19 protein-coding genes are annotated in these 21704 nt (G+C 56.9%); 8 read left to right on the forward strand and 11 right to left on the reverse strand.

Features of this window, described 5'->3' with window-relative positions; all coding sequences use genetic code 11:
• Nucleotides 1-2: 2 nt before the first annotated feature.
• From PEL01S_RS15960 to PEL01S_RS15975, 4 genes are read left to right on the forward strand one after another with little or no spacing between them, the layout of a single operon-like run.
• Complete coding sequence (locus PEL01S_RS15960; protein WP_063180797.1) at nt 3-365, forward strand: spore coat protein; 363 nt, start codon at nt 3-5, stop codon at nt 363-365.
• Between the two features lie 19 nt (nt 366-384).
• Nucleotides 385-1521: a zinc-dependent alcohol dehydrogenase gene (locus tag PEL01S_RS15965; RefSeq protein WP_127460989.1), complete on the forward strand. Its 1137-nt coding sequence runs from the start codon at nt 385-387 to the stop codon at nt 1519-1521.
• A gap of 34 nt (nt 1522-1555) precedes the next feature.
• Nucleotides 1556-1756, forward strand: a complete 201-nt coding sequence (locus PEL01S_RS15970; RefSeq protein WP_010495475.1) for a type III PLP-dependent enzyme domain-containing protein — start codon at nt 1556-1558, stop codon at nt 1754-1756.
• Between the two features lie 14 nt (nt 1757-1770).
• Complete coding sequence (locus PEL01S_RS15975) at nt 1771-2067, forward strand: spore coat protein (RefSeq protein WP_063180791.1); 297 nt, start codon at nt 1771-1773, stop codon at nt 2065-2067.
• Between the two features lie 282 nt (nt 2068-2349).
• Here the strand turns inward: PEL01S_RS15975 and PEL01S_RS15980 are convergent, their stop codons facing one another.
• The 8 genes from PEL01S_RS15980 to PEL01S_RS16015 all read right to left on the reverse strand — a co-directional run bounded on the left by PEL01S_RS15980 (nt 2350) and on the right by PEL01S_RS16015 (nt 11506).
• Nucleotides 2350-3366, reverse strand: a complete 1017-nt coding sequence (locus PEL01S_RS15980; RefSeq protein WP_127460990.1) for a zinc-dependent alcohol dehydrogenase — start codon at nt 3364-3366, stop codon at nt 2350-2352.
• A gap of 29 nt (nt 3367-3395) precedes the next feature.
• Nucleotides 3396-5144, reverse strand: coding sequence for a DUF4855 domain-containing protein (locus PEL01S_RS15985; RefSeq protein WP_127460991.1), 1749 nt, complete (start codon nt 5142-5144; stop codon nt 3396-3398).
• 64 nt (nt 5145-5208) lie between these two features.
• The gene (locus tag PEL01S_RS15990) at nt 5209-6090 is read right to left on the reverse strand and encodes a carbohydrate ABC transporter permease (protein ID WP_127460992.1); all 882 of its coding nucleotides are present in this window, start codon (nt 6088-6090) and stop codon (nt 5209-5211) included.
• Entirely contained in the window at nt 6091-7020 is a 930-nt protein-coding gene (locus PEL01S_RS15995; RefSeq protein WP_063180783.1) for a carbohydrate ABC transporter permease, read from the reverse strand.
• 66 nt (nt 7021-7086) lie between these two features.
• Nucleotides 7087-8433: an ABC transporter substrate-binding protein gene (locus PEL01S_RS16000; RefSeq protein WP_127460993.1), complete on the reverse strand. Its 1347-nt coding sequence runs from the start codon at nt 8431-8433 to the stop codon at nt 7087-7089.
• A gap of 183 nt (nt 8434-8616) precedes the next feature.
• Nucleotides 8617-9477, reverse strand: a complete 861-nt coding sequence (locus PEL01S_RS16005) for a MurR/RpiR family transcriptional regulator (protein ID WP_010495463.1) — start codon at nt 9475-9477, stop codon at nt 8617-8619.
• A gap of 36 nt (nt 9478-9513) precedes the next feature.
• A complete protein-coding gene (locus tag PEL01S_RS16010; protein ID WP_127460994.1) occupies nt 9514-10308 on the reverse strand; it encodes a M55 family metallopeptidase in 795 nt (264 codons plus the stop codon).
• Between the two features lie 67 nt (nt 10309-10375).
• Entirely contained in the window at nt 10376-11506 is a 1131-nt protein-coding gene (locus PEL01S_RS16015) for a mandelate racemase/muconate lactonizing enzyme family protein (protein WP_127460995.1), read from the reverse strand.
• A gap of 204 nt (nt 11507-11710) precedes the next feature.
• On the opposite strand from PEL01S_RS16015, the gene murQ reads away from it, so the two are divergent.
• From murQ to PEL01S_RS16030, 3 genes are all read left to right on the forward strand, one after another.
• Nucleotides 11711-12628 carry an N-acetylmuramic acid 6-phosphate etherase gene (gene murQ / locus PEL01S_RS16020; protein ID WP_127460996.1) on the forward strand — a complete coding sequence of 306 codons (918 nt, stop codon included), beginning with the start codon at nt 11711-11713 and terminating at the stop codon, nt 12626-12628.
• 75 nt (nt 12629-12703) lie between these two features.
• On the forward strand, nt 12704-13669 hold the full coding sequence (locus PEL01S_RS16025; RefSeq protein WP_063180776.1) for a DUF4434 domain-containing protein: 966 nt from the start codon (nt 12704-12706) through the stop codon (nt 13667-13669).
• Entirely contained in the window at nt 13662-14621 is a 960-nt protein-coding gene (locus PEL01S_RS16030; protein ID WP_127460997.1) for an ROK family protein, read from the forward strand. Before PEL01S_RS16025 ends, PEL01S_RS16030 begins: the two co-directional genes overlap by 8 nt.
• A gap of 1148 nt (nt 14622-15769) precedes the next feature.
• Here the strand turns inward: PEL01S_RS16030 and PEL01S_RS16035 are convergent.
• From PEL01S_RS16035 to PEL01S_RS16045, 3 genes are read right to left on the reverse strand one after another with little or no spacing between them, the layout of a single operon-like run.
• Nucleotides 15770-17341 (reverse strand): FAD-dependent oxidoreductase, encoded by a 1572-nt coding sequence (locus tag PEL01S_RS16035; RefSeq protein WP_127460998.1) that lies wholly within the window; start codon nt 17339-17341, stop codon nt 15770-15772.
• Nucleotides 17338-18081 carry an N-acetylmannosamine-6-phosphate 2-epimerase gene (locus PEL01S_RS16040; RefSeq protein WP_127460999.1) on the reverse strand — a complete coding sequence of 248 codons (744 nt, stop codon included), beginning with the start codon at nt 18079-18081 and terminating at the stop codon, nt 17338-17340. The genes PEL01S_RS16035 and PEL01S_RS16040 overlap by 4 nt, the downstream gene beginning before the upstream one ends.
• Nucleotides 18078-19160, reverse strand: coding sequence for a hypothetical protein (locus PEL01S_RS16045; protein ID WP_127461000.1), 1083 nt, complete (start codon nt 19158-19160; stop codon nt 18078-18080). Before PEL01S_RS16045 ends, PEL01S_RS16040 begins: the two co-directional genes overlap by 4 nt.
• Nucleotides 19161-19350: 190 nt before the next feature.
• Between PEL01S_RS16045 and PEL01S_RS16050 the strand changes: the two genes are divergently transcribed.
• Nucleotides 19351-21633 carry a helix-turn-helix domain-containing protein gene (locus PEL01S_RS16050; protein WP_127461001.1) on the forward strand — a complete coding sequence of 761 codons (2283 nt, stop codon included), beginning with the start codon at nt 19351-19353 and terminating at the stop codon, nt 21631-21633.
• Nucleotides 21634-21704: the final 71 nt, after the last annotated feature.

Here is a 21704-nt window from a genome sequence, read left to right on the forward strand (position 1 = left end):
CGATGAACCAAGACTACATGGACCCGATCAATTCCGAAGGCATGCCGAATTTGGCTGACTCGGCGTTCGCGCTCGATTTCTTACTGGCGGCCAAGACCGGCGTTCGCAACTGCGCGATCGCCTTGTCCGAAACGGCAACGGCCGAAGTAAGAGTGCTGCTGCGCCGTCTCTTGTTCGAAGCTCTGGATTTGCATGAAGAAATTTCGCAGCTGATGATCCGCAAAAAATGGCTGCACCCCAATCGGCTGAACGAACAATTCAAGCTGGATCTGACATCGGCGAAAACAACGATGCAAATCGCGGAAATGCAGCTCTTCCCGAAGGATACTTCCCGCTTAGGCTTGTTTGCGACCCCAGACAAATAATCTTTGAAGGAGCTACGCCATGAAAGCTGTTACGTATCAAGGCATCAAGAACGTGCAGGTAAGGCAGGTGCAAGACCCGAAGCTCCACAAAGCGGACGACATCATCGTCAAGCTGACCACCACGGCCATCTGCGGATCGGATCTGCACCTCATTCACGGCATGATCCCTAACCTCCCTACGGATTATATTATCGGTCACGAACCGATGGGCATTGTGGAAGAGGTCGGTCCCGAAGTCACCAAAGTAAAAAAAGGTGACCGGGTCGTCGTCCCATTTAATGTAAGTTGTGGCGAATGCTACTATTGTAAAAATCAATTGGAAAGCCAATGCGATAATTCGAATCCGAACGGGGACATGGGCGGTTTTTTCGGCTACTCCGAAACGACCGGCGGCTATCCCGGAGGGCAAGCCGAATATATGCGGGTCCCTTACGCCAACTTCGTCCCCTTCCGTCTTCCGGAAAACTGCGAGGTCGAAGACGAGAAGCTGTGTCTGATCGCCGATGCTATGCCGACGGCCTTTTGGAGCGTAGACAATGCCGGGGTAAAGAACGGCGATACAGTCATTGTGCTCGGCTGCGGTCCGGTCGGGCTGCTGGCGCAAAAGTTCGCCTGGCTCAAAGGGGCGAAACGCGTCATCGCCGTCGATTACGTGGATTACCGGCTGGAGCATGCGAAGCGGCACAATAAAGTGGAAACCGTGAATTTCGAGCAGGAAGAAAATATCGGCAGCCATTTAAAGGAAATCACCCACGGCGGAGCCGACGTCGTCATCGATTGCGTAGGGATGGACGGAAAGATGACCCCGCTGGAGTTTCTTGCGTCGGGCCTCAAGCTTCAGGGCGGTGCGCTGGGAGCCGTCGTCATTGCTTCCCAAGCCGTTCGCAAAGGCGGAATGATTCAAATTACAGGCGTTTACGGAGCCCGCTATAACGCCTTCCCATTGGGGGATATTTTCCAGCGGAACGTGAACATCCGTACGGGACAAGCGCCGGTAATCCATTACATGCCGCATATGTACAATTTAATCGCAGAGGGCAGGGTCGATCCCGGGGATATCATCACGCATGTGCTGCCGCTGGATCAGGCGAAGCACGGCTACGAGGTATTCGATACCAAAACGGACGGCTGCATCAAAGTCGTTCTGAAGCCCTGAACTATACCGAGCTGAACGTGGAGGGTAACCCATCATGAAAAAAACGTATGGCCTGCACGAAACATTGGACCTGCACGAAATCGCGGCCTTCAAAACGATTTGCATGACCAAATCGGCAACGATGCGTGGCCTTGTATCGGATGAGGACCTGAGGCAGCTTTTGGAGCAGGACGTTCAGCTGTCGACCCGGCAGCTGCAAGAGCTGGATGCTTTGCTGGCCAATGTCAACGTGTAGAAAAGGAGCGACGCATGAACACGCTAATCAAAAATTTAACCGGTATGGGCACAATGACCGATCAAGTGATTGCTATGGATTTTCTAATCGCCGCCAAAACGGGCATTCAAAACTACGCCGTTGCGCTGACGGAAACCGCCAGTCCCGATATCAAAACCGTTCTGCGCAAGCAGCTGGACGAAGCAATCTCCACCCACGAGCAAATCACGAATTACATGATGCGCCGAGGGTATTACCGCCCGTATCATATTCCAGAACAAATCGAGCTGGATCGGAACAACATTCAAACGGCGTTAAATCTGCCGACCTGATCCCCCTTCACTTCTAAATAAAATAGGATTCCCATGGAATACCCCGGGAATCCTGAGTTTGTTGAGGAAAGTGGTCATTATAAAAAAGTTTAGAGAAACAGACGGAGACGGGGTATCTACTGGAGGAGCGATAGCGTTCGCCTTTGTCTGCGGGAAATATCCGCTGTTTAAGCGGCTTCAACCAAATTTCCTGCAGACAAGAGCGGCCGGAAGTAGATAACCCGCCCCTCGTAACCTCTATTACCTTTATTTCTTTTAACGCGGGAACCCTCTTTCACCTCTCTATGAATCGTACCGGATCAGCACGCCAAGCGCCGAGGACGCTTCGCGCTTTAACATTTCGTACGCCTCGACCGCGTCGGCCAGCGCGAATTCGTGCGTGATCATCGGCCGGATCGCCAGTCGCCCGCTTTCCACGTTGCGGACAAATTCTTGCATATTGCGCCCTTCCGTCCAACGGACGTACGATTTCGGATAGTCCAGCCCCTCTTCCTCGTATTGACGGTCGTACCGCCCCGGACCGCCTCCCCGGGCAATGACGAAATCCGCTTCCTTCGCGAAAAACAAATCGCGCGAGAACTGAATCGGCACGTTGCCGATCAACGCGAAGGTGCCGCGAAACGCCAAATGCTGCATGCACGACTCGATCAGCTGCGGCGACGTTGAGTGCGCGCAAAGGGCGATGCTGTCGAAGCCGTGGCCTTCGGTATAAGCGGCAACCCGCTCCGCAAGCAGCGGATCGTCCGCGCGGTGAACGTCGCCAATGCCGCACGCGGCCGCAAGCTGCAGTCGTTCGTCCTTCATATCCGTGGCGAACACCCGGTAGTTGGCCCGGTCGCCGAGCTGCGCGATCAGCAGGCCGAGCACGCCGAGTCCGGCGACCCAGACGGTCTCGCCGAACTGGCGGGCCAGCCTGCGTGTGCTGTGCACGGCGACGGAGCCAAGCCCGACGAACGAAGCCGTCGGCAGCGATTCGGGCCCGCTCAGCTTCGCGCACAGCATCTCCGGCACGGACAACACCTCCGCATGATAAACGTAAGGTCCACCGTAGCAGGCGACAAAATCTCCCGGCTTCAGCCCCTCCACGGCGCTTCCGACCTCCACCACGGTACCGGCGGCGCTGTAGCCGAGCGCAAATCCGTCCGGGATGGCCGGATTCGCCAGCAGGCCGAGCTCTGTGCCCGGACTGATAGAAGAATAATTCACCTTTACCAGCACGCGCTTCGGATGTTCCTTCACGGAAGGCTCAGGCCGGTCTTCGAGGCTCACCCCGCCTTGGCAGGTAACGATCGTTTTCATGCTTCATTCCCCTTTTTCTTGGAAATTTATTATTCCGTTTCCTGCTCCTCTAGCTCCGGCGACTGAAACTCTTGCGGACTCGTTACTTTATATTTGCCTTTCATATACTGATACGTACGGTCGTACACTTCCCGCTCGATCGGCGTCTTGGATTGTGCAGCCTTCCAAAGCGTTTTCACCTGTTGATAGAACACATTGTACGATTTGTTCATAAACTTGTATTCTTTTCCTGCGTCCAAGTATGCGTAGTAGCGGTTACGCAGCTTCTCATCCGTCAGCGCCGCGTCGCTCAGCTCGATCTCGACACCCATGCCGTTATCATAAGCGGCTTGAGCGATCGTGCTCATCCGGTCGACGGTGGCATCTGAATGGAAGTAATAGTTCGGCTGCATGGCTGCCGCATCGAATCCGTTTTCTTTCCAGTCGTTCCAGCCCCGGGCGAAATAATACGGAATCCATTGGAACGTCGCGCCTTTGGAGCGGACATAATCGCCGGTCTGCTTCACCACCTCATGCTCCATCGCGCTTAACTGGTGCCCAATGTATTCGTTATACCAATAGAACGAGACGAGCTTCAGGTCGGAGTAATTTTTCGCGTTCCAGCGCTTGTACACCTCGTCGACGTACCACTTGGTCACCTTAAGCCGGTTTTTCGTAGCTTCCGCCTCCCCGACCTCCTTGACGTTCAAGTTCTCGCTGATGCCGTCGCCGTCTACATCGCCGAAATCACTCTGATCCGTACGCGGATATGGAATGGCAATAACAACCTTTGCCTCGTATTTCCTTCCCGGCATATCCGCTTTCGCTTCCTTCACCGCTTCGTTCAATGCCCCCAGCTCGTAATCATCGCGGAACACGCGGTCAAGAAACTTTTCAAAGTGACCTTTGTTTGTCGGCTTCCCCGCCGAATTGTAATTGGTGCCGTCTAACAAAGCAGGGAGCGGCAAGAATAAGAAGCCGTCGAACATATAGTCCTTGCGCTTCATGTCTTGATCCACATAAGAGACGTACGGTTTGAAGTCCTCTTTCTTGAACGAAACCCAGTCGCTTGGCTGGTACTGCCATTCTCCGGTATAAATAAGCACTTCATCGCGAATGCCTCCCGTCTGCTTTGAGCCCGGGCGAGGATACCCTCGATCCGGCTTCGGCGCTTTGTTCGGCTTCAGCTTGTTGCCGGACTTGTCGCGCGTGCCCATGACTTCGATCTCATCGACGAACAGCCAGGACTCCACCGGAATGTCCATATAAACGTAACGGGCAACCGTGTTCACGCCGGTTTTGGCGATCGTTTGCTTCACGGGGCCTTTTTCCGTCGTCGACAGCGCGCTTTTTACTTTACCGAGATGCTGCCACGTGTTACCGTTCTCCGAGATCGAGTACGAGATTTCGTCTGGGAAAAAGATCCCGTTCGGCAAATCCTGGAGCGTACTGACCTTAATGTCCTGGATCGTTACCGGCTCGCCCAGATCAAGCTTGAAGGTGCGGTAGCCCTGCCACAGCTTGCCGACATACGCTTTGTCCGAAAAGGACGTCCCGCCGAACACGCCGTCCGTCAGCTGCTTGCCCGTATCGTCCGGATAAGCGTCTTCCATCGGCCCGAAATGCGCGTCGCGCGGATACGGGGTTTCGAACGTATACGGCTTGTGCAAAGCCAAATTTTCCAGAGGCACGGTCGCCTGCGCAGTTTGTTCCGCGGATGCGCCCGCAGCGGGGATAAGCATCCCCCCGGCCAGTACCAAAGACAAGATGGCTGCCGTAACGTTAGATTGTTTTTTCATTTGCTTCCCTCCAGATGGGTAATTTGAATCGAGCCATTTATGTTCATTTCCCGGATGTTCTGTCTCACTTAAAGCCTGTCAGCGTAATGCCTTGAATGAACTGCTTCTGCACGAAGAAATACAGCGCAATGATCGGGACCGTGAACAGTGTGGAAGCGGCCATCAGTAGGCCCCATGACACTTTGTATTCTCCAATAAACGACCTGAGGCCGACAGACAGCGTCCATTTCTCCGGATCGTTCAAGTAAATGAGCGGTCCGAGAAAATCGCCCCAAGCGTGCAGAAACGTAAGCAGCGCCACGGTGTACAGCGCCGGCCGGGACAAAGGCAGTATGATCTGCCAATAAATGCGGAACTCGGACGCTCCGTCGATTTTGGCCGATTCCGTGAGCTCGTAAGGAATGTTCATAAAAAACTGGCGAAGCAGGAAAATATAATAGGCGGCGCCGAAAAAGTTCGGCAAAATTAGCGGCCAATATGAATCGAGCATGTTCATCTGGTTAAACATGACGTAGATCGGCACCATCGTCACCTGAAACGGCAAAATCATCGTCCCCATCATGACGAAAAACAAAACGTCGCGCCCGCGGAACGCAATCCGCGAGAAGCCGTACGCCACCAAGGGCGAAGCGAACACCTGCCCGACCGCTGACAGCACGCAGACGAACACGGTGTTGAGCGTATACTGAATGAAAGGAATCGTTTGAACCGCCTGCACGTAGTTCAGCCATTGGATTTTGTCCGGCCACCAGACCGTCGGGATTGCGAAAATTTCCTGTTCGGACTTAATGGACGTAATGAACAGCCAGGCGAACGGAGCCAAAAACAGCAGGCCAGCGAGCGCCAAGCCGATATGCGGCAGCACGGTTTTGCGGACGTAGCGCATTCCCGGCTTCCTCCGGACCCCTGTCCCTGAGCCGGAACGGGCGATCATGGTCTGCGCCATTTATTTTTCACCTCCATAATACACCCAACGGGCCGACGAGCGGAAAATAAGCAGCGTCAAGCCGAGCACGATCGCGCATAAAATCCACGCCATGCTGGAGGCGTACCCCATGTTCAGGAACGAAAAGGCGGTTTGGTACAAATAAATCGCGTAGAACAGCATGGAATTTTCCGGCCCCCCCACCGATTGGGACGCTTCCGCGAAAATAAGCCCCTGCGTGAAAAATTGAAACGAGTTAATAAGACCGTTGATCAACAAAAACAGCGTCATTGGAGAAATGGCGGGCAGCGTGATGTGGCGGAAGCGGCTCCACCGACCGGCACCGTCGATTTCGGCGGCTTCATAGAATACCTTCGGCACGTCCTGCAGCGCCGCCAAGTACATGACCGTCTGCGTGCCGGTGCCCCAGAAGCCCATCAGCACCAAAGCGGGCTTCGTCCACATCGGGTCGACGAGCCAATTCGGCTCGACCAAGCCGAGGGCGGCCAGCAGCTTGTTCACGAGCCCGTACTGCGCGTTGAGCAGCCACATCCACAGCAAGGAGCCAGCTACGGCAGGCACCAGCGTCGGCAGGAAGTAGATCGTGCGGTACAGCGATTGCCCGCGCACGCTCATATTGAGCAGCATCGCCATCCCGAGGGCGAACGCCAGATGCGGCAGCAGACCGAACACGGTGATGTAGACCGTATTGTACATGGACAAATAAAATTTGCTGTCCGCGAACAAATTCTTGTAATTTTGCAGACCTACCCATTCGGGCTTGGAAAATAAGTTATATTCCGACAAGCTATAATAAAACGACATCGCAATCGGGTAGAGTTGAAACAAAAGAAAGCCGGCGATCCACGGGCTGATAAATAGTAATCCCGTCCTTAACGCTTTATTCCTCCGGTGACGGAATCCGGCCGTTGCGGCAGCGGCGCGAGCCATTGCGGCCTCACTCCCTTCGTATCAGTTTTATCGAAGAAGGAAGGTTGCTCCCTCCTCCGCGCCCTGTTATTTGCTCTTCGCCTTGTCCGCAAGCGGCTGGATTTTCGTCACGACGCGGTCCATCGCTTCCTGCGGCGTCGCCTGTCCTTTTAGCGCTTTTTCCGTTTCTTCGGTCAGCGCCTGCAAATACTCGTTAATGTAGACGCTGTTCGGGAACCCTTGCAGCGTTTTGCTTTTCGCCCGGTCATAGAAATCATGCATCATGTCCAGCTTCTCGTTCTTCCGCAGCTTCGGATCGTCGAGCGCCGGCAGCCAGCTCGGGATCGTCTTCGATTCGATGGAAAATTCCACTTGCGATTCCTGGCCGATCAAATATTGCATGAATTCCCACGCTTCTTCCGGATGCTTCGCCTTTTTCGGAATAAACACCGCGCGCGGTCCGACCATCCCGGAGCCTTTCAGATCGGGCCGGTCCGCAGGATACGGGAACGGAGCGATGCCGATCGGGCCGTCCGGCTTGCGTTCGTCAGGGAAGTTGTACTCCCAGCCGATCATCATCGCCAGCTTGCCAGTCAACAGCGGATCGTTCGCCGTCCCCCGCTGTCCCATCCCAGAGCGGAATTTGCCGATCTGGTCCATTCCGAACTCCTCGTAAAATTTGCGCTGATAGGCGATCGCCTTGACATTCGCCTCCTGATTGGCGGTTATTTTCCCGTTCGCATCCACCCAGCCGCCGCCGAAAATAATCGGCCAGAACACGTTATCGATCCACGGATAATCTGGAATGAAGCCGATTTGCGAGATCGTGCCGTTTTCGCGTTTGGTTAGCTTTTTGGCCGTATCGAACAACTCTTCGAGCGTTTCCGGCGGCTTCGCGATTCCCGCATCTTGGAACGCTTTCTTGTTGTACATCAGCGTGCTGGCCATACTGACCGTGAACGGCAGCGCGTAATATTGATCGTTCACCTTCATCCGTTCCAAAGCCGCCGGAATAAAGTTCGCAGGATCGAGCTTGCTCTTCTTGAGGTAGTCGGCAAGCGGCAGCACCGCGCCGGCATGCGCCCATGGGCCGATATTGTTCCAGTACGTCAGCGCGACGTCGGGCGGATTCCCGCCGGAAATCGCCGTAAGCTGCTTTGTCGCGTCTTGGTTACCCAGCACCTTGACCGTGATGCGGTCCTGGCTCTTGTTGAACGCATCGACTCGCGCCGTAATCGGACCGGCGTCTTTATCAGTCCACACGTGCCAGAAGGTGATTTCCACCTTATCTTTCGGCTTGCCGCCTGCGGCATCGGTCTTGCCCGCACCGTCGCCTTGAGGCTTCGCCGTTCCGCCGGAGCAACCGGACAGCCCGGCCACCGAGGCCAAGATGAGGGAAAATGCAGTGATGCTCGTTTTGTGAAACGCTTTCATTTTGTGCCACCTCCATCGTGTCTCAGGTGGCTCTCTCTACTCCGATTCGGATTTTTATTCTATATGTTTCGTCTCGGAAAGCCGAAAAAAGAAAATCCCCCCTTCATGCTGTCCTCTAACTAGACTATACAACATTCAGGCGGAGATTTCCTCCTTTTTTATTTAATTTTATGAATTTATTTTCTAGTATAATTTGTCAACGACGGATTTAGCGGTTTTCTCGATCGCTTGGAATGCTTCCGCTTTGCGCCGCAGTGCCACAATGGTCGATAAGATATCGAGCACATGAATCTGGGCAAGCTTGGAAGCAAAGGCTCCTCCCTGCAGCGGCGTTTCCTTCGACGAAGCGAGCAGCACGGCGTCGGCGTATTGGGTAATGGGCGAGCGGGCATGGTTTGTCAAGCAGACGATGGTGGCGCCATTTTCGTTCGCGATCCGTACCGCGTCGACCAGATCCTTCGTGCTGCCCGAGGTGGAAATACCGACCACCACGTCGTCCGGTCCCGTCAAAGCGCAGTTCATCGTGATAATGTGGGCATCGTTCGCACAAAATGCTTGGAAGCCCAGCCGCATGAACCGATGCTGTGCATCCATCGCCGTAACGCCGGACGACCCGACGCCGAAAAAGAATATCCGCTTTTTAGACAGCAGTGCATCGACCGTTTTTTGCAGTTCCTTTTCCTGCAGCAGGCTCATCGTGTCTTTCAACGCCTGGCTGTTGCTGGACGTGATTTTTTGGGCGATTTCTCCGATCTTGTCGTTCTCGTCAATAGCCCCATGCACGTTCTCGCTCGGGCTGACGAGGTCCTGGGCGACCGCCAGCTTAAACTCCTGGTAACCGCGAAAGCCGAGCTTCCGGCAAAACCGCAGCACGGTCGTCTCCCCCGTCGCTGCCATCTCCGCCAAGTCGGTCACGGAGCTGTACACCACTTTTTCTTTGTCCTGCAGGACAACGTCGGCGACCTTCTTCTCGGCCTTCGTCAGCGAGTTGTAGTTGCTTTCGATCCACAGCAGCGCTTTTGCGCCGATTGACTGTTTGTTCATAACTAACCACCTTTTTTATCATATTCGTTTCATCGTTCAGAAGGCTGCTGCCAGCAGTCCGGTTAAATGGTCTGATTTGTACACGGCGGTCAGCCCGTCCGTCCTCTCGGCTGTTATTCCGTCATATCTGCGGGCATCGGCTTGTTCGGTATGAAGAAAACGAATCGTCAGCTCGTACGGCCCGTCAAGACGGAGCGGCTGCGGACGGTTCCCGTTCTCTATGGCGCGGCGCACCGCTACCTGCAGCTCGCTGCGTACCCGCTGCGGCGCTTTCATCAAGGCGGCATGCCGGCCGAGCGCCGTCTTCGTCTCGTACGCGACGACGCCGGGAAGCTCGTTTGCGGCTTCCGCGCACGTTTTGTCATCGCCGGAGACGAACAACACCGGAACACCCTGCAAGCCGAACAATAGCCCATCCAGCCCGATCTCGCCGATCGGCCGGCCGTTCAGCCGGAGCGACTGCCAGCCCTGCGAGGTCATCGTATGGTCCCGCACGGCCAGGGGGGTCCCTCCCATCGCATGGTACCCGATCAGCAGCGCGCCGTCAAACGTTTTGTCGAGACCGGGAAACCGGTTCTCAACCCTGGTTGCGCCCATCACGTAGTCCGCCCCCGGATGCAGCAGCTCGGGTATGAAGTTAAAGCCGTTTCCGTGGGCATCCTTTACAATAATCCGGGTCGCTCCCGCGTCCAGCAGCGCATCCGTTACGGCATTCGTTTCCAGCGTCAGCAGCCGCCGCGCCTCTTCGTACAACGGCTCCCCTCTTACCAGTTGTTCCCTCAGCGTCACGCCGGCAATCCCTTCCATATCGCAGCTGACGTAAAATTTCATGCGTTGCTCCCCTTTGCTTGTCATGGAAATGGCTGATCCATTATCGTGTTCGACGGGCTTGCTCGGCTTATGTAGCGTCGGCGGCGTAGTCCTGCAGCTTGCTTTCCGAGATGCGGCAGCCGAGCCCCGGACCTTCCGGCAGGACAACTTCGCCTTTGCGAATCGGCCAGTCTCCCTCGACGGCGTCGTCTTTCAGGAACATCGGTCCGTTGAGATCGACCGGGTCCGTCAGCTCCAAATAACGGAACAGGTGCGCCGAGGCGACTAGTCCGAGCTTCGACTCCGTCAGCCCTCCGCCGAGCAAACCAAGTCCACTCTCGCGGGCGATCTCGCCGCACAGCTTGGCGCCGCGGAGGCCGCCCATCTTCGTCAGCTTGATGACGATGATATCGCAAGCTTCGCTGCGCAGAGCCTCCAGAACGCCGCTTGGCGACCAAACGCTCTCGTCCAGCGCGATCGGGACGGATACTTTGCGGCGCAGCTCGGCGTGACCATGAAGCTGATTAGCCGGCAGCGGCTGCTCAAGCACGTCAACGCCGATTCGTTCGATGCCTTTGGCCAGTTGAATCGCTTGGGTAAGACGATAAGCCTGATTCGCATCCACGCGGAAAAATAACTTCGGCGCTTCCTGCTTCACCGCCGCAACGATATCCAGATCGCTCGCCGGATTCAGCCCGATTTTGACATCGACGCCGGTGTAGCCTTCGACCACGGCTTCCCGCGCTTTGCGTGCGGCTTCCTCCGGACTGTCGGTGCTAATCAGATAAGACAGGCGGACCGGGTGCGAGGAGCCCGACTGCCATAGCGCTGCTACCGGCAGGCCGTAGCTGCGGGCGATCAGATCGTGAAGCGCGGTATCTACAGCCGCCTTGGCGATCGGCTGGCCCGAGTGAAGGCTGCCTGCGAGCTCGCGGTTCATCCTACGGTGAACGCCCGCCAAATCGTCGGCACGCTGCCCGAGCAGCACCGGCCTCAGATAGTTGGTGACGGCGCTACATACGGATTCGGGCGTTTCGTAGCTCCAGCGGGGACTCGGGCGCGCTTCCCCCCATCCTTCGACGCCGTTGTCTCCCGTGATGCGGACATATACATGCGGCGCTCCGGCGGATACGGCGCCGACCGTTCCTTGGGAGATCCGAAACGATTGCTTCATCGGGAGGCGGAGCGGAAATATGTCGATGGCGGAAATGCGGATCATGACAGGAACCTCCTAAGTTGGCGAGTACTAGTTCCATTATACTATACGCAATAGAGATTATCTTCATTTTTTTGAATTAATGAGGAGTTTTTCTCCGAAAAAGGTTTACGGAAAGCGTTTGCTCCTTATATAATGGAATTGATCTCCATACTGAGCTTCATTTAAGGAGCTTTTTTTCAAATTGAACCCGATGGCAGGTGACCTATGAACGTGCACGAGACGGACCGGCTCGAAACCGAAACCCGGGACCCGCAAGCTCCCGAGCTGGATTTGATGACAACAGCGGACTTGGTCCGCTATATGAATGAAGCCGACCGCTCAGTGCCCGGTCATGTCGGAGAAAGTCTGGCCGACATTGTCGCCGCGGTGGACGTCATTGTGGAAGCGATCCGCGACGGCGGCAGGCTGTTCTATGTTGGAGCGGGAACGAGCGGCAGGCTCGGGCTCCTTGATGCTTACGAATGTCCGCCGACCTTCGGCACTCCGACCGGCCTCGTGCAGGCCGTCATGGCCGGAGGAAGCGGCATGCTGCAGGCCGACGAATCCGCCGAGGACCGGGCCGAAGGCGGCGCGGAGGATCTTGAAGCCCGCGGGCTTTCACCGCGGGACGTCGTCGTCGGCATCGCCGCCAGCGGCCGGACGCCTTATGTCGCCGGCGCGCTGCGCTACGCGCGCGAGGTCTGCGCCGCTACCATTGCCGTGAGTTGTGTTCGCGGCTCGCTAATCGGCGCGCTGGCCGACACCGCAATCGAAGTGCCCGTCGGACCGGAGGTCGTCACCGGCTCCACCCGCTTGAAAGCGGGCACGGCGCAGAAGCTGGTGCTGAACACGCTCAGCACCGTAACGATGATCCGCCTCGGCAAGGTGTACGGCAATCTGATGGTTGACTTGCAGCCGACGAACGGCAAGCTGCTGCACCGGGCGCAGCGAATCGTCGAGATGGCGACCGGCGCCAAGCCGGAGGTGGCGGCGCACACGCTGCGGCAGACAGGTGGCGATGTGAAGACCGCCATCGTTGTGCTGCTTGTTCCATCTCTGGATGCCGGACGGGCAAGCCGTCTGCTTCTACAGGCGGGCGGCAGCGTACGGGAAGCGCTCCGGCTCGCGCGGGAGGAAGCATGATCTGCAAGCGGAGCGGTGAGCGTTTTTACGAGGCTATAGAGTCCCCCCTATCTCAAGCAAAGCGAGGAACGGCCGATGAAACCGATCACGGGCACGTGGTTCGATTTTTACCATTGCAATCCGTATGAAGGCGACACCTGGAATGCGGCGACCCAGCAGTTCACCGCTCACGACTGGGAGCTGAAAATGACGGAAATGGCGGAAGCCGGGATGGATACCTTCGTCCTGCTCAGCGTCGCGCTGCACGGCAAAGCGTTCTATCCGTCGAAAGTGATGCCTTGGCGCTGGGATACCGTCTGCCAAGATCCGCTCGAAGCGGTGCTGGCTGCGGGAGACAAGCTGAACGTCTCGCTGTACCTCGGGCTTGGCTTTTTCACAACGCCGATTATGGGCCATTTGTCGCTCGACGGCGATTATTCCCGTCTGCGCATCGATGTCGCGAAGGAACTGGCGGAGAAATACGGCCACCATCCTTCCTTTGCCGGATGGTACTTCCCGGTAGAAGCGGCCATTCGCGAATATTTTCCGGACAACTATATCGCGTATGCGAACGATTTGGCCAATCTGTGCCGCAAGTATGGCCCAAGCAAGGTGCTGATCGCGCCTTACGGCACCCGCACGGTCAAGGCCGACGACCGCTTCGTCGCGCAGCTTCGTTCGCTGGAGGTCGATTATATCGCCTATCAGGACGAGCTCGGCGTCAACCGGACCACCCATGAGGAAGCGAAGCGAACGTTCACCTCCTTGCGGGAATCGCATGACCGGGCAGGCAAGCCGCTTTGGGCGGATGTGGAGCTATTTCGTTTTCAAGGGAAGGTGCTCTATCCTCCCGCCTTCGAACGGATCGAGCAGCAACTGCAGACCGTATCGCCTTGGGTGGACAAAGTGCTCGGCTATCAATATCTGGGCATGATGAACAAGCCCGGCAGTCCGGTTCATGCCGGGCATGAATCGTCCGTCAAACTATACGAAGACTATATGGCGTTTCTGGACCGGAATGGTCTGCGTACGCCTGGTAAGGAGCGTTCGTCTCATGCGTAAGGTTGTTTTGGGTATTGATTTGGGCGGCACGAACATCAAAGCGGGAATTGTAAACGATAGCGGTGAGGTGCTGAAGCATACGGTTACCCCGACTCACGCCGAGCAAGGACGCGATGCGCTGCTGGGCAGGCTGTGCGCCATTATCGAAGATTTCCGGGCGCACGCCGCGTCGGCGGGCCTGCTGCCTGCGGGCATCGGCGTCGGCACAGCCGGCTACGTCGAGCCGCTGAGCGGCCGTGTGGCTTATGCCACGCCAAACTTGCCGGGCTGGACCGGACTGCAACTGCGCGAAGCCTTGGAGCAGGCTTCCTCCTTGCCGGTCGCCGTGGCGAACGACGCGCACGCGATGGCCGTCGGCGAAGCCTGGCTTGGAGCTGGGCGTCCGTACCGCGACTTCATCTGCGTCACGCTCGGTACCGGCGTCGGCGGCTCGCGCGTTACCGACGGACGGCCGGATTATGGAGGCAGCGGCTTTGCCGGGGGCTTCGGCCATATGGTTATCGCTTGGGGAGGGCAGCCCTGCAACTGCGGCCTGTCCGGCTGCTTCGAGCAGTATGCCTCGGTAACGGCCCTGTATAGGCTCGCGGTCGAAGCAGGACTGCGCGGCGAAGAGCTGCCGGATGGCGCCAAATCGATTTTTGATTTGGCAGCGGCGGGACATCATGCAGCTTCGGCTGTCATCGGGCGATACGCCGAATACACGGCGGTCGGACTCATCAGCCTCGCGCATGTGCTGAATCCGCAGGCGATCGTGCTCGGCGGAGCCGTCACCGCCCAAGGCGACGCGCTTCTGGGACGAGTCCGCCGGATCGTCCGAGAACGCGCTATGCCGGTATACCGCGACACGCCTATCGTCGCCGCCGAGCTCGGGAATGCGGCGGGCGTCGCTGGGGCCGCCAAGCTTGCATGGGACCGGCTGAGCGGCAACGGGGGACCGGACGCGGATGTCTAAGCTAAGTATGCTTGAGCGAAGAAGACCGGGCCGGAGCCGTTGGACCGCTCCGACGATTCACGATTGGATAAAGAAGGGCAGCACGATTGACCCTACTTCGCTTCGTTGAAGAAGGGCGTACGATTGATCTACTCCGCTTCGTTGAAGAAGGGTGCACGATTGATCTACTCCGCATGGATGAGTAAGGGAGCATTCCCCTCTCATCCTTTGGAGAAGCCGGAACCGTAGCTTTAGTTTTGAATGAGATGGATCGACTGGCCGACGTAGCGTTTGCAGAAGCTGTATTTCTCAACCATTCTAGTCCCTTCTGGGTGTTTAAAGGAACTGGCATGCGTTATTCCACCTAAATTGGCTTGCCTAATCGTAATAAGGCACCTGCGATCACTTATCGCCGCCATACTGAAGGAATATAACTTTTTTCGACACGCTTAAAGCACCTGATTTCCTCTATGCTCTCACAATCGCTCTAACTCTTCCAATAACGCACCCCTGTTCCTTTATTTTCAGCCTTGGACGGGTCAACTTTTTGTTGGTCCGTTCATGTTCTTTAGGACATGTCCAAGAAAATAAAAAAAAGCGAGCTCCTCCAACTTACGCAGCGAAGAGGTTCGCTCAAATTCGAAATGAGCCATTGTGAGTTGTCTGGCACAGTTAACTTGTTTCCGTTAATTTTGACTTGTAACAACTTCTTGCCGTTTCAGCTCGCAAGCTTCCGCCCTTCTCTTCCCTAAAACATATAGCGCCGATCAAACGGACGATCTTTCTCATTTTTCTTAGTAGCTTCTTAATCACCGAATGAGTTAAATTATCTTTTTTATAATTAATATTATTAATAATTCGTCTCATTAATTATAAGAAAACGACCATGATCTTTCTAAATCAGGCGCTATTGTTCGTTTTCTTAGCAAACAAAAGCCAAGAAGCTCGCATGCTTTCATGCAAACTATGCAGCAGACCGATCTCCGATAAAAGATCGAACCGTCAGCTTCATCACAAGCCGGTAATTGCCATTCACTCGTTAGATCGACTCAATCCAAGCCCTGATTGGAACTCCTATCGCTGAAACCGTTTCGATAACCGACTTGCAACAATGGCCCACACCTTATGAGCTCCCTCGCCCCTCCCTCCGCCCCCCCATGCCTCAAAGGCTACACCGGCCCCATAACAGGCCACGCCAACTCCACGCCGCGCTGGACCAGCGTGTTTTGAAAATCGGCGAGCCGGGCCGGATCGCGGCGCACTTGACGCGGGGAAACTCCCCGCAGCAAGCAGTATGCGGCCAGCGCGCCTGCGGCTTCGCCGATATTCCATTCCACCGGGTGCAGACGGTAGCAGCCGTTCGTCAAATGCGTGACGCCGATGTTCTTGCAGGCGGGCAGCAGATTGTCCATCCGTACGGGGATCAGGCTGCCGAGCGGAATTTGAAACGGCAGGCTCGGGATATAGAAGCCTTCGCGGCCGCCTGTCGTCGGATGCAGATCGATCCGGTAGCTGCCGATGCCGACGCTGTCGTGGAACGGCTCCGCGCCGTCCGCTCCGCGAACCTCGGGGCTGATATGCTGCTCCTTGACCGTAAACACCGCCCGGATGCGGCGGGATTCGCGGATGTACGGCGCCTTAGCCAGTCCGTCTGCCGTCCCCGTCACATCGCCGCGAAGCCGCAGTCCGGGATACCCGCTCCCACCGTCGGACCGGGGCGCTTCGGTTTGCAGCCAGTACAACAGGCTGAGGCTCAACTGCTTAGCCTCTTCCAGATGGCGCCGCCGTTCTTCCTCCGGCACCTCGTAAACATTGCCTAGCCAGTAGTCGTTCTGCGGCCAGTTGACGAGGGTCAAGTCACTGTCGAACGTCCCCGGCGCGAACTGCGACCGGTCGGCTATCCGCCGGTAATCCCATAACGAAAAAGCACCCGTTTCGGGAAACAGCGAAAAGCGCTTCACCGCCTCGTTCGTTTTCAGCGGCGTCCAGCTAAACATCCGGTCCCGCTGAAACGGAGCCTGATAGCTGCGCCAGAACTCGTACACCGCCGGCTTCTCGATCGTATGGTCCTCCCCCTCGCGGTAATCGAGAGCGAAGCACCACGTCACCGATTGAATATCAAGCGGCTCTGGGTCCCCATCGAGCGCATGCGGCTCCCCCGTATCCCGACGTGATTCGGCTCCCGTCACATATTCCGTGCCGGTCAGCGGCAGCAGGTCACCGCATTCCGTCGCATCGAGCACATAGCGCGCTTCGACGACAATCTGCTCGCCGGACGGTGTGTGCTCCAGCGTAACGGAGCGGACCGTATCGCCGTCCGTATCCGCCGCTGTCGGACGAACGTTGAGCAGCAGCGTGATTCGTCCCGCATGGATATGCGAGGCAAGCATATCTTGCAGCACGGACAGCGCGACGCGCGGATCGCAGGACAGCCGGCTGACGCTGGCCGTGCCCGGATTGAACCGGTCGCAGCGCAGCGCTTCCGCAGTCAGCGGATAGTTCGCTTTGTAATACCCGCGAACGCGGTTGCGGAATTCCCGGTACTTGCGGGTGCTGCCGAATTGTTCGATCCAGCGGTGCTCGTCCGCCGGAACGGCTTGACTCGTGAATTGTCCGCCGATCCAATCCGTCTCCTCCGTCAGCACGATCCGCATCCCGGCTTCCGCCGCGGCAAGCGCTGCGGCGCAGCCTCCGATGCCGCCGCCGATCACGGCAATGTCACATCCGTATTGCCGATTCATAGCCCGAACCTCCTTTGCGCTTCCCCGCTTCCGGCCACGGCGGACTTTGCATCCAAACGGCTGTTCACAGCCTCTGCGAAGTGCTGCGTGATTAACTGGGGACGGGTAATGGCCCCACCGACGACCACGAACGTCGCTCCCGCTTCGATCGCCGCTTCCGCTTCCTCCGCGCTGAAGATACGCCCCTCCGCGGCAAGCGGAATGGTCAGCCGGGCGGACAACCGCCGGACCAGCTCCAGGTCCGGCTTCTTCGTCTGCGGGCTGTACGGCGTATAGCCGGACAATGTCGTGGACACGATGTCGAAGCCAAGCCGCTCGGCGGCGAGCCCCTCCTCTTCTGTGGATACGTCGGCCATCGCAAGCGCTCCCGCTTCGCGAATCCGCTCAAGCAGCGGAACGACCCGCTCTAGCCGGCTTTCCCGGTTCGTCACATCGAGCGCGACGATATCAGCTCCGGCCGCAAGCACCGCGTCCACATCTTCCAGCTCGGGGGTAATGTAAATCTCCGAGCCCGGTATATCCCGCTTAAGCAGCCCGATCACGGGCAGCCTTACCGCGGCCTTAATGCTGCGGATATCGTCTACGCCGTTCGTTCGGATCGCCACCGCTCCTCCGATAACCGCCGCCTTCGCCATGAGGGCCATAATCCCTTCGCCGTACAGCGGCTCTTCCGGAAGCGCCTGGCACGATACGATCAACCCGGGCGGCATCGGCAGCCGCTTTGGTCCGATAGATGTCATTGGTTTTCCCTCCCGATGCCCCAAGAATCGTCCAGCTTCATCGAGGCCAAAATACCGGCGAACGTCGCCGCTTTCCGGAACGTCGTGCTGACCGGAGCCAGCTCCGGATCGTGCCGCAAGCCTTTCGGCGCGAACACAGACCATCCCTCGCGCGATAGTCGGGCGTCCAACTCCTTCAAACGGCCTTCGGCATAATCGCGGGCTTCGGGAAGATGAGCGTAACGGGTGAATGCCAAATCGATCTCCCACACATTGCTCCAATCCCTGCACCACCACGGCGCTTCGTTGCCGTCATGCGGCCCTTCCTTCATGGCAGCCAGCATCCGGCGCACCGCCGCTTCCGCCGTCTGCTGCCACTGCCGCTGCAGCTCCTGCGGAAGCAGAGGCAGCGCCGTGGCGGCAAAGGCGACGATAATCCCCTGATAGCTGACGCTGTTGCCCATCGCAACGCTTCCGTCCCAGTGCTCGATGTAAGGCCACCAATCGGGCTCATGCTTGCCAAACCGCTCAATTAAGTGGCGGAATACGCGGACGGTCTGCTCCAGCAGGCGGGCGTCCCCGTTCAGCTCGTACGCCCGGGCGAACGTATGCGCCGCGTACATATCCCCGTTAAGCACGTCATGATGCCGTGCATTCGGATTTTTATAGACAGCCCCGGGCTTCTCCGCCGCGACTTCCGTAAGCAAATAATGGGCGGAACGGATCAGGCTTTCCTTCGCTTCCGCCGAACCGGCATGACGGTGCAGCAGATACAGGCTGTTCGCCACCGCACCGATTTCGGCGATGTCGACCGTTTCCGGGTCGCCGCGCTTGACGTAATAGGGCTGGCCGAATGCCCCGTCCGGCCGCTGCCGCAAGTGCACGTTCGCCGCTAACCCCGAGGCAATGGCAAGTCCCTCTCCTCCATGCAAACGGTAATCCAGGACGAAGAAGGCTGCGACCTGACCCGTCGTGCAGCAGCTCGCCAAAGCGCCGAGCTCGTCATCCCGGATGCCGAGGCTGCCGTCCGCCTGTTGTTCCAGCAAATCCGTAAAATAGGTCGTTAAAGTTCGAACCAAGGATGAAACGATGGAATCCATGACTCACTCTCCTCTGACTGCATTCTCCATTACTATATCATGAAATGGAGGATTTCTCCTCTTATATTTTTGTTTTCTGGAGAAATTTTCCCGCACCTTCCTTGACAGTGCGCATTCAGACAGACTACTCTTAATGTAACCATAGAAATCATAGAGAGAATAACTTTAGGCCAGCCGGGGGTGCAAGTCCATGTGGAGACCGTTCCCATGGTTTCGCAACACATCTTTTAAAAGGAAACTGTTCGTTTACTCCCTCGTCATCAGCCTGCTGCCCGTCATATTGACCGGAAGCGTCCTTGCGCGTATGTCGGCCGCGGCCATTCAAGACGAGGTTAACCAAAACCATCTGATCGTTTTACAAGAAATGCAGCGCCAGGTCGATTCGTTCTGGGCCGGGCTCGATAAAGCTTCCATTCAGCTCGCCAATCACCGGGCTTTGGAGCAAGCGGTGAAGCTTGGGCCTTCCGGCAAATATTTGGATGAAATGCAGGAGCTGGCCGATACGATTCAAAAACAGCGGAGCATCTCCGAGTTTCAATATGACGTTTCCGTCATCTTCTTGAAATTCGGCAAAGTATATTCCAGCAAACACGGCTTCATCGAGCTTAATGAATTCGCTTACCGCAATATTATTGACCGGATTCCGCCTCATTTCCGCTCCGAGATCGTAGCGCCCGACACCTATCCAGGTCAGAACGAGCTGCTCTATTTAAGGCCGGTGCCGATTTTCTCCGACACACAGGGAAGCGGAATCCTGGTGCTTCACATCCAGAAGGAAAAGCTGGCCGACTTTGCCGCTCATGTTCCCTTACGAGGGAACCGCAAGCTGTACGTCTTCGACGAGAAGAGCGTCGTCCTGATCAGCAGAACGCCAGGGGAAATCGGCACCCGGCCTGCCCTATTCGCCGGCGGGTTGCCCCGGTACAACTCCGGCGAGCCCGCAGAGACGGACATCGGCGGAGAAACGTACCAGCTCACCGTCCAGCAGTCGGATTATACGCGATGGACGCACGTGGCCATGACGCCCAAGAAGGAATTGACCCGTCAAGCGGACCGGATTCAAGTGACGACCTTTGGGATTGTGCTGCTACTCGCCGCTTTTTGGGCGCTGATTGCCCGCTTCGGCTCCACCCGGATGTATGGTCCCGTACAGCATCTGCTGCAGCGGCTTCTGCCCCCGTCTCGCGAGAATTCCCATGACGGGACCGGCAACGAGTGGCACGCACTTGATGCCTACGTGACCGGGATGCTCCAAACGAATGAGCAGCTGCGCAGGCAGTTGGACGAGCAATCGCCATATTTAAAAGAAACGATCGTGCATCAACTGCTGCGCGGTGAAATGAACAGCAACGAGGCGGAACGGGTCCGGCAGACGTTCGGATTCCAGCTCATGGGCAGTCGGTATGCGGTGTGCTTGATCGATATTGACGACTATGCCCGCTTTCAGCAGCTGTATCAGGACAAAGACCGGTCCCTCATCATGTTTGCGCTGCGAAAAATGACGGAGGAAGTGTTCGAGGAGCGCTTTTCCTGCGCATCCGCCATTACCATGCCAGGCCAAATAGCCCTGATCATCGGGCTCGAAAAAGGCGACACCGCATCGGAAAACCTGCTGCTTACCTTACAGAAGTTCCTCGATACTTCCACAAAATATTTCCAATTTACCATCACGATTACCTGCTCGCATCCCGTCCCAACGTATCGCGATATCAACGACGCCTACCAGGAGGCGCGGGACTTGCTGGGCTACCGGCTGCTGTACGGACCGGGGAAGCTGCTGACGCCGCAGCAGGTCGTTCCGGCCGAAAGCCAGCTTGCAAGCGATATCATCAAACGGGAGAAACAGATCGTTACCGCCGTCATGCAGGGAAAAGCGGACGAAGGCGCAGAGCTGCTGCGCGAATGGGTACGCGATATGCCGCAATTCGTTCGGCATTTCCATGCGGTGCTCGGCTTATTCGCCCACCTGACCAGCGAGCTGGTTCTCTATATGCAGGAACTGGAGCTGGCCCCGCACGAGGTGTTCGGAGAAGATCCTTACAAGCGGCTGTACGAAATGACGACGATGAACGAAGTGGCGGAATGGCTGGCGGGCACGGTATTTCCCTCGATCGCCGAACGGCTGGAGCTGGCTCATACCGGCAAACAGCAGCGCATGACCGCCGATGTTATCCGGTATATCCATAGCCATTTTGATACGGATTTGTCGCTTCAGCAATTGGCCGACCGGCTCCGCGTATCCCCTTCCCAGCTCAGCCGCACGTTCAAGGAAGAGACGGGGATGAACTTTATCGATTACCTCATCCGGTTCCGGATGGACAAAGCCAAAGAATGGCTGGCGCACACCGAGATGCAGATCAAAGATATTGCGGAGAGACTCAGCTACACCTCCGTTCAAAATTTTACCCGCGTGTTCAAACAGCATGAGCAGCTTCCGCCGGGCGAATACCGCAAGCGGTTTCGGGGCGATTGAAGCTCTTCCGCTTCCGCTGCTTTCCTTCTAACGCCGTGCTTCGGGCCCTTCCGAACCGGCGTTTTTTCATT

Origin of the sequence: Paenibacillus elgii NBRC 100335 (assembly GCF_004000865.1) — a bacterium.
GTDB classification, from domain to species: domain Bacteria; phylum Bacillota; class Bacilli; order Paenibacillales; family NBRC-103111; genus Paenibacillus_G; species Paenibacillus_G elgii.

What these genes read in the sequence shown, in the direction of transcription:
- PEL01S_RS15985 (WP_127460991.1), bottom strand. Translation starts at nt 5,144, where the DNA reads ATGAAAAAACAATCTAACGTTACGGCAGCCATCTTGTCTTTGGTACTG.
- murQ (WP_127460996.1), top strand. Translation starts at nt 11,711, where the DNA reads ATGAACGTGCACGAGACGGACCGGCTCGAAACCGAAACCCGGGACCCG.
- PEL01S_RS16035 (WP_127460998.1), bottom strand. Translation starts at nt 17,341, where the DNA reads ATGAATCGGCAATACGGATGTGACATTGCCGTGATCGGCGGCGGCATC.
- PEL01S_RS16005 (WP_010495463.1), bottom strand. Translation starts at nt 9,477, where the DNA reads ATGAACAAACAGTCAATCGGCGCAAAAGCGCTGCTGTGGATCGAAAGC.
- PEL01S_RS16050 (WP_127461001.1), top strand. Translation starts at nt 19,351, where the DNA reads ATGTGGAGACCGTTCCCATGGTTTCGCAACACATCTTTTAAAAGGAAA.
- PEL01S_RS15980 (WP_127460990.1), bottom strand. Translation starts at nt 3,366, where the DNA reads ATGAAAACGATCGTTACCTGCCAAGGCGGGGTGAGCCTCGAAGACCGG.
- PEL01S_RS15970 (WP_010495475.1), top strand. Translation starts at nt 1,556, where the DNA reads ATGAAAAAAACGTATGGCCTGCACGAAACATTGGACCTGCACGAAATC.
- PEL01S_RS16040 (WP_127460999.1), bottom strand. Translation starts at nt 18,081, where the DNA reads ATGACATCTATCGGACCAAAGCGGCTGCCGATGCCGCCCGGGTTGATC.
- PEL01S_RS16045 (WP_127461000.1), bottom strand. Translation starts at nt 19,160, where the DNA reads ATGGATTCCATCGTTTCATCCTTGGTTCGAACTTTAACGACCTATTTT.
- PEL01S_RS16025 (WP_063180776.1), top strand. Translation starts at nt 12,704, where the DNA reads ATGAAACCGATCACGGGCACGTGGTTCGATTTTTACCATTGCAATCCG.
- PEL01S_RS15990 (WP_127460992.1), bottom strand. Translation starts at nt 6,090, where the DNA reads ATGGCGCAGACCATGATCGCCCGTTCCGGCTCAGGGACAGGGGTCCGG.
- PEL01S_RS15965 (WP_127460989.1), top strand. Translation starts at nt 385, where the DNA reads ATGAAAGCTGTTACGTATCAAGGCATCAAGAACGTGCAGGTAAGGCAG.
- PEL01S_RS16030 (WP_127460997.1), top strand. Translation starts at nt 13,662, where the DNA reads ATGCGTAAGGTTGTTTTGGGTATTGATTTGGGCGGCACGAACATCAAA.
- PEL01S_RS16015 (WP_127460995.1), bottom strand. Translation starts at nt 11,506, where the DNA reads ATGATCCGCATTTCCGCCATCGACATATTTCCGCTCCGCCTCCCGATG.
- PEL01S_RS15960 (WP_063180797.1), top strand. Translation starts at nt 3, where the DNA reads ATGAACCAAGACTACATGGACCCGATCAATTCCGAAGGCATGCCGAAT.
- PEL01S_RS16000 (WP_127460993.1), bottom strand. Translation starts at nt 8,433, where the DNA reads ATGAAAGCGTTTCACAAAACGAGCATCACTGCATTTTCCCTCATCTTG.
- PEL01S_RS15975 (WP_063180791.1), top strand. Translation starts at nt 1,771, where the DNA reads ATGAACACGCTAATCAAAAATTTAACCGGTATGGGCACAATGACCGAT.
- PEL01S_RS15995 (WP_063180783.1), bottom strand. Translation starts at nt 7,020, where the DNA reads ATGGCTCGCGCCGCTGCCGCAACGGCCGGATTCCGTCACCGGAGGAAT.
- PEL01S_RS16010 (WP_127460994.1), bottom strand. Translation starts at nt 10,308, where the DNA reads ATGAAATTTTACGTCAGCTGCGATATGGAAGGGATTGCCGGCGTGACG.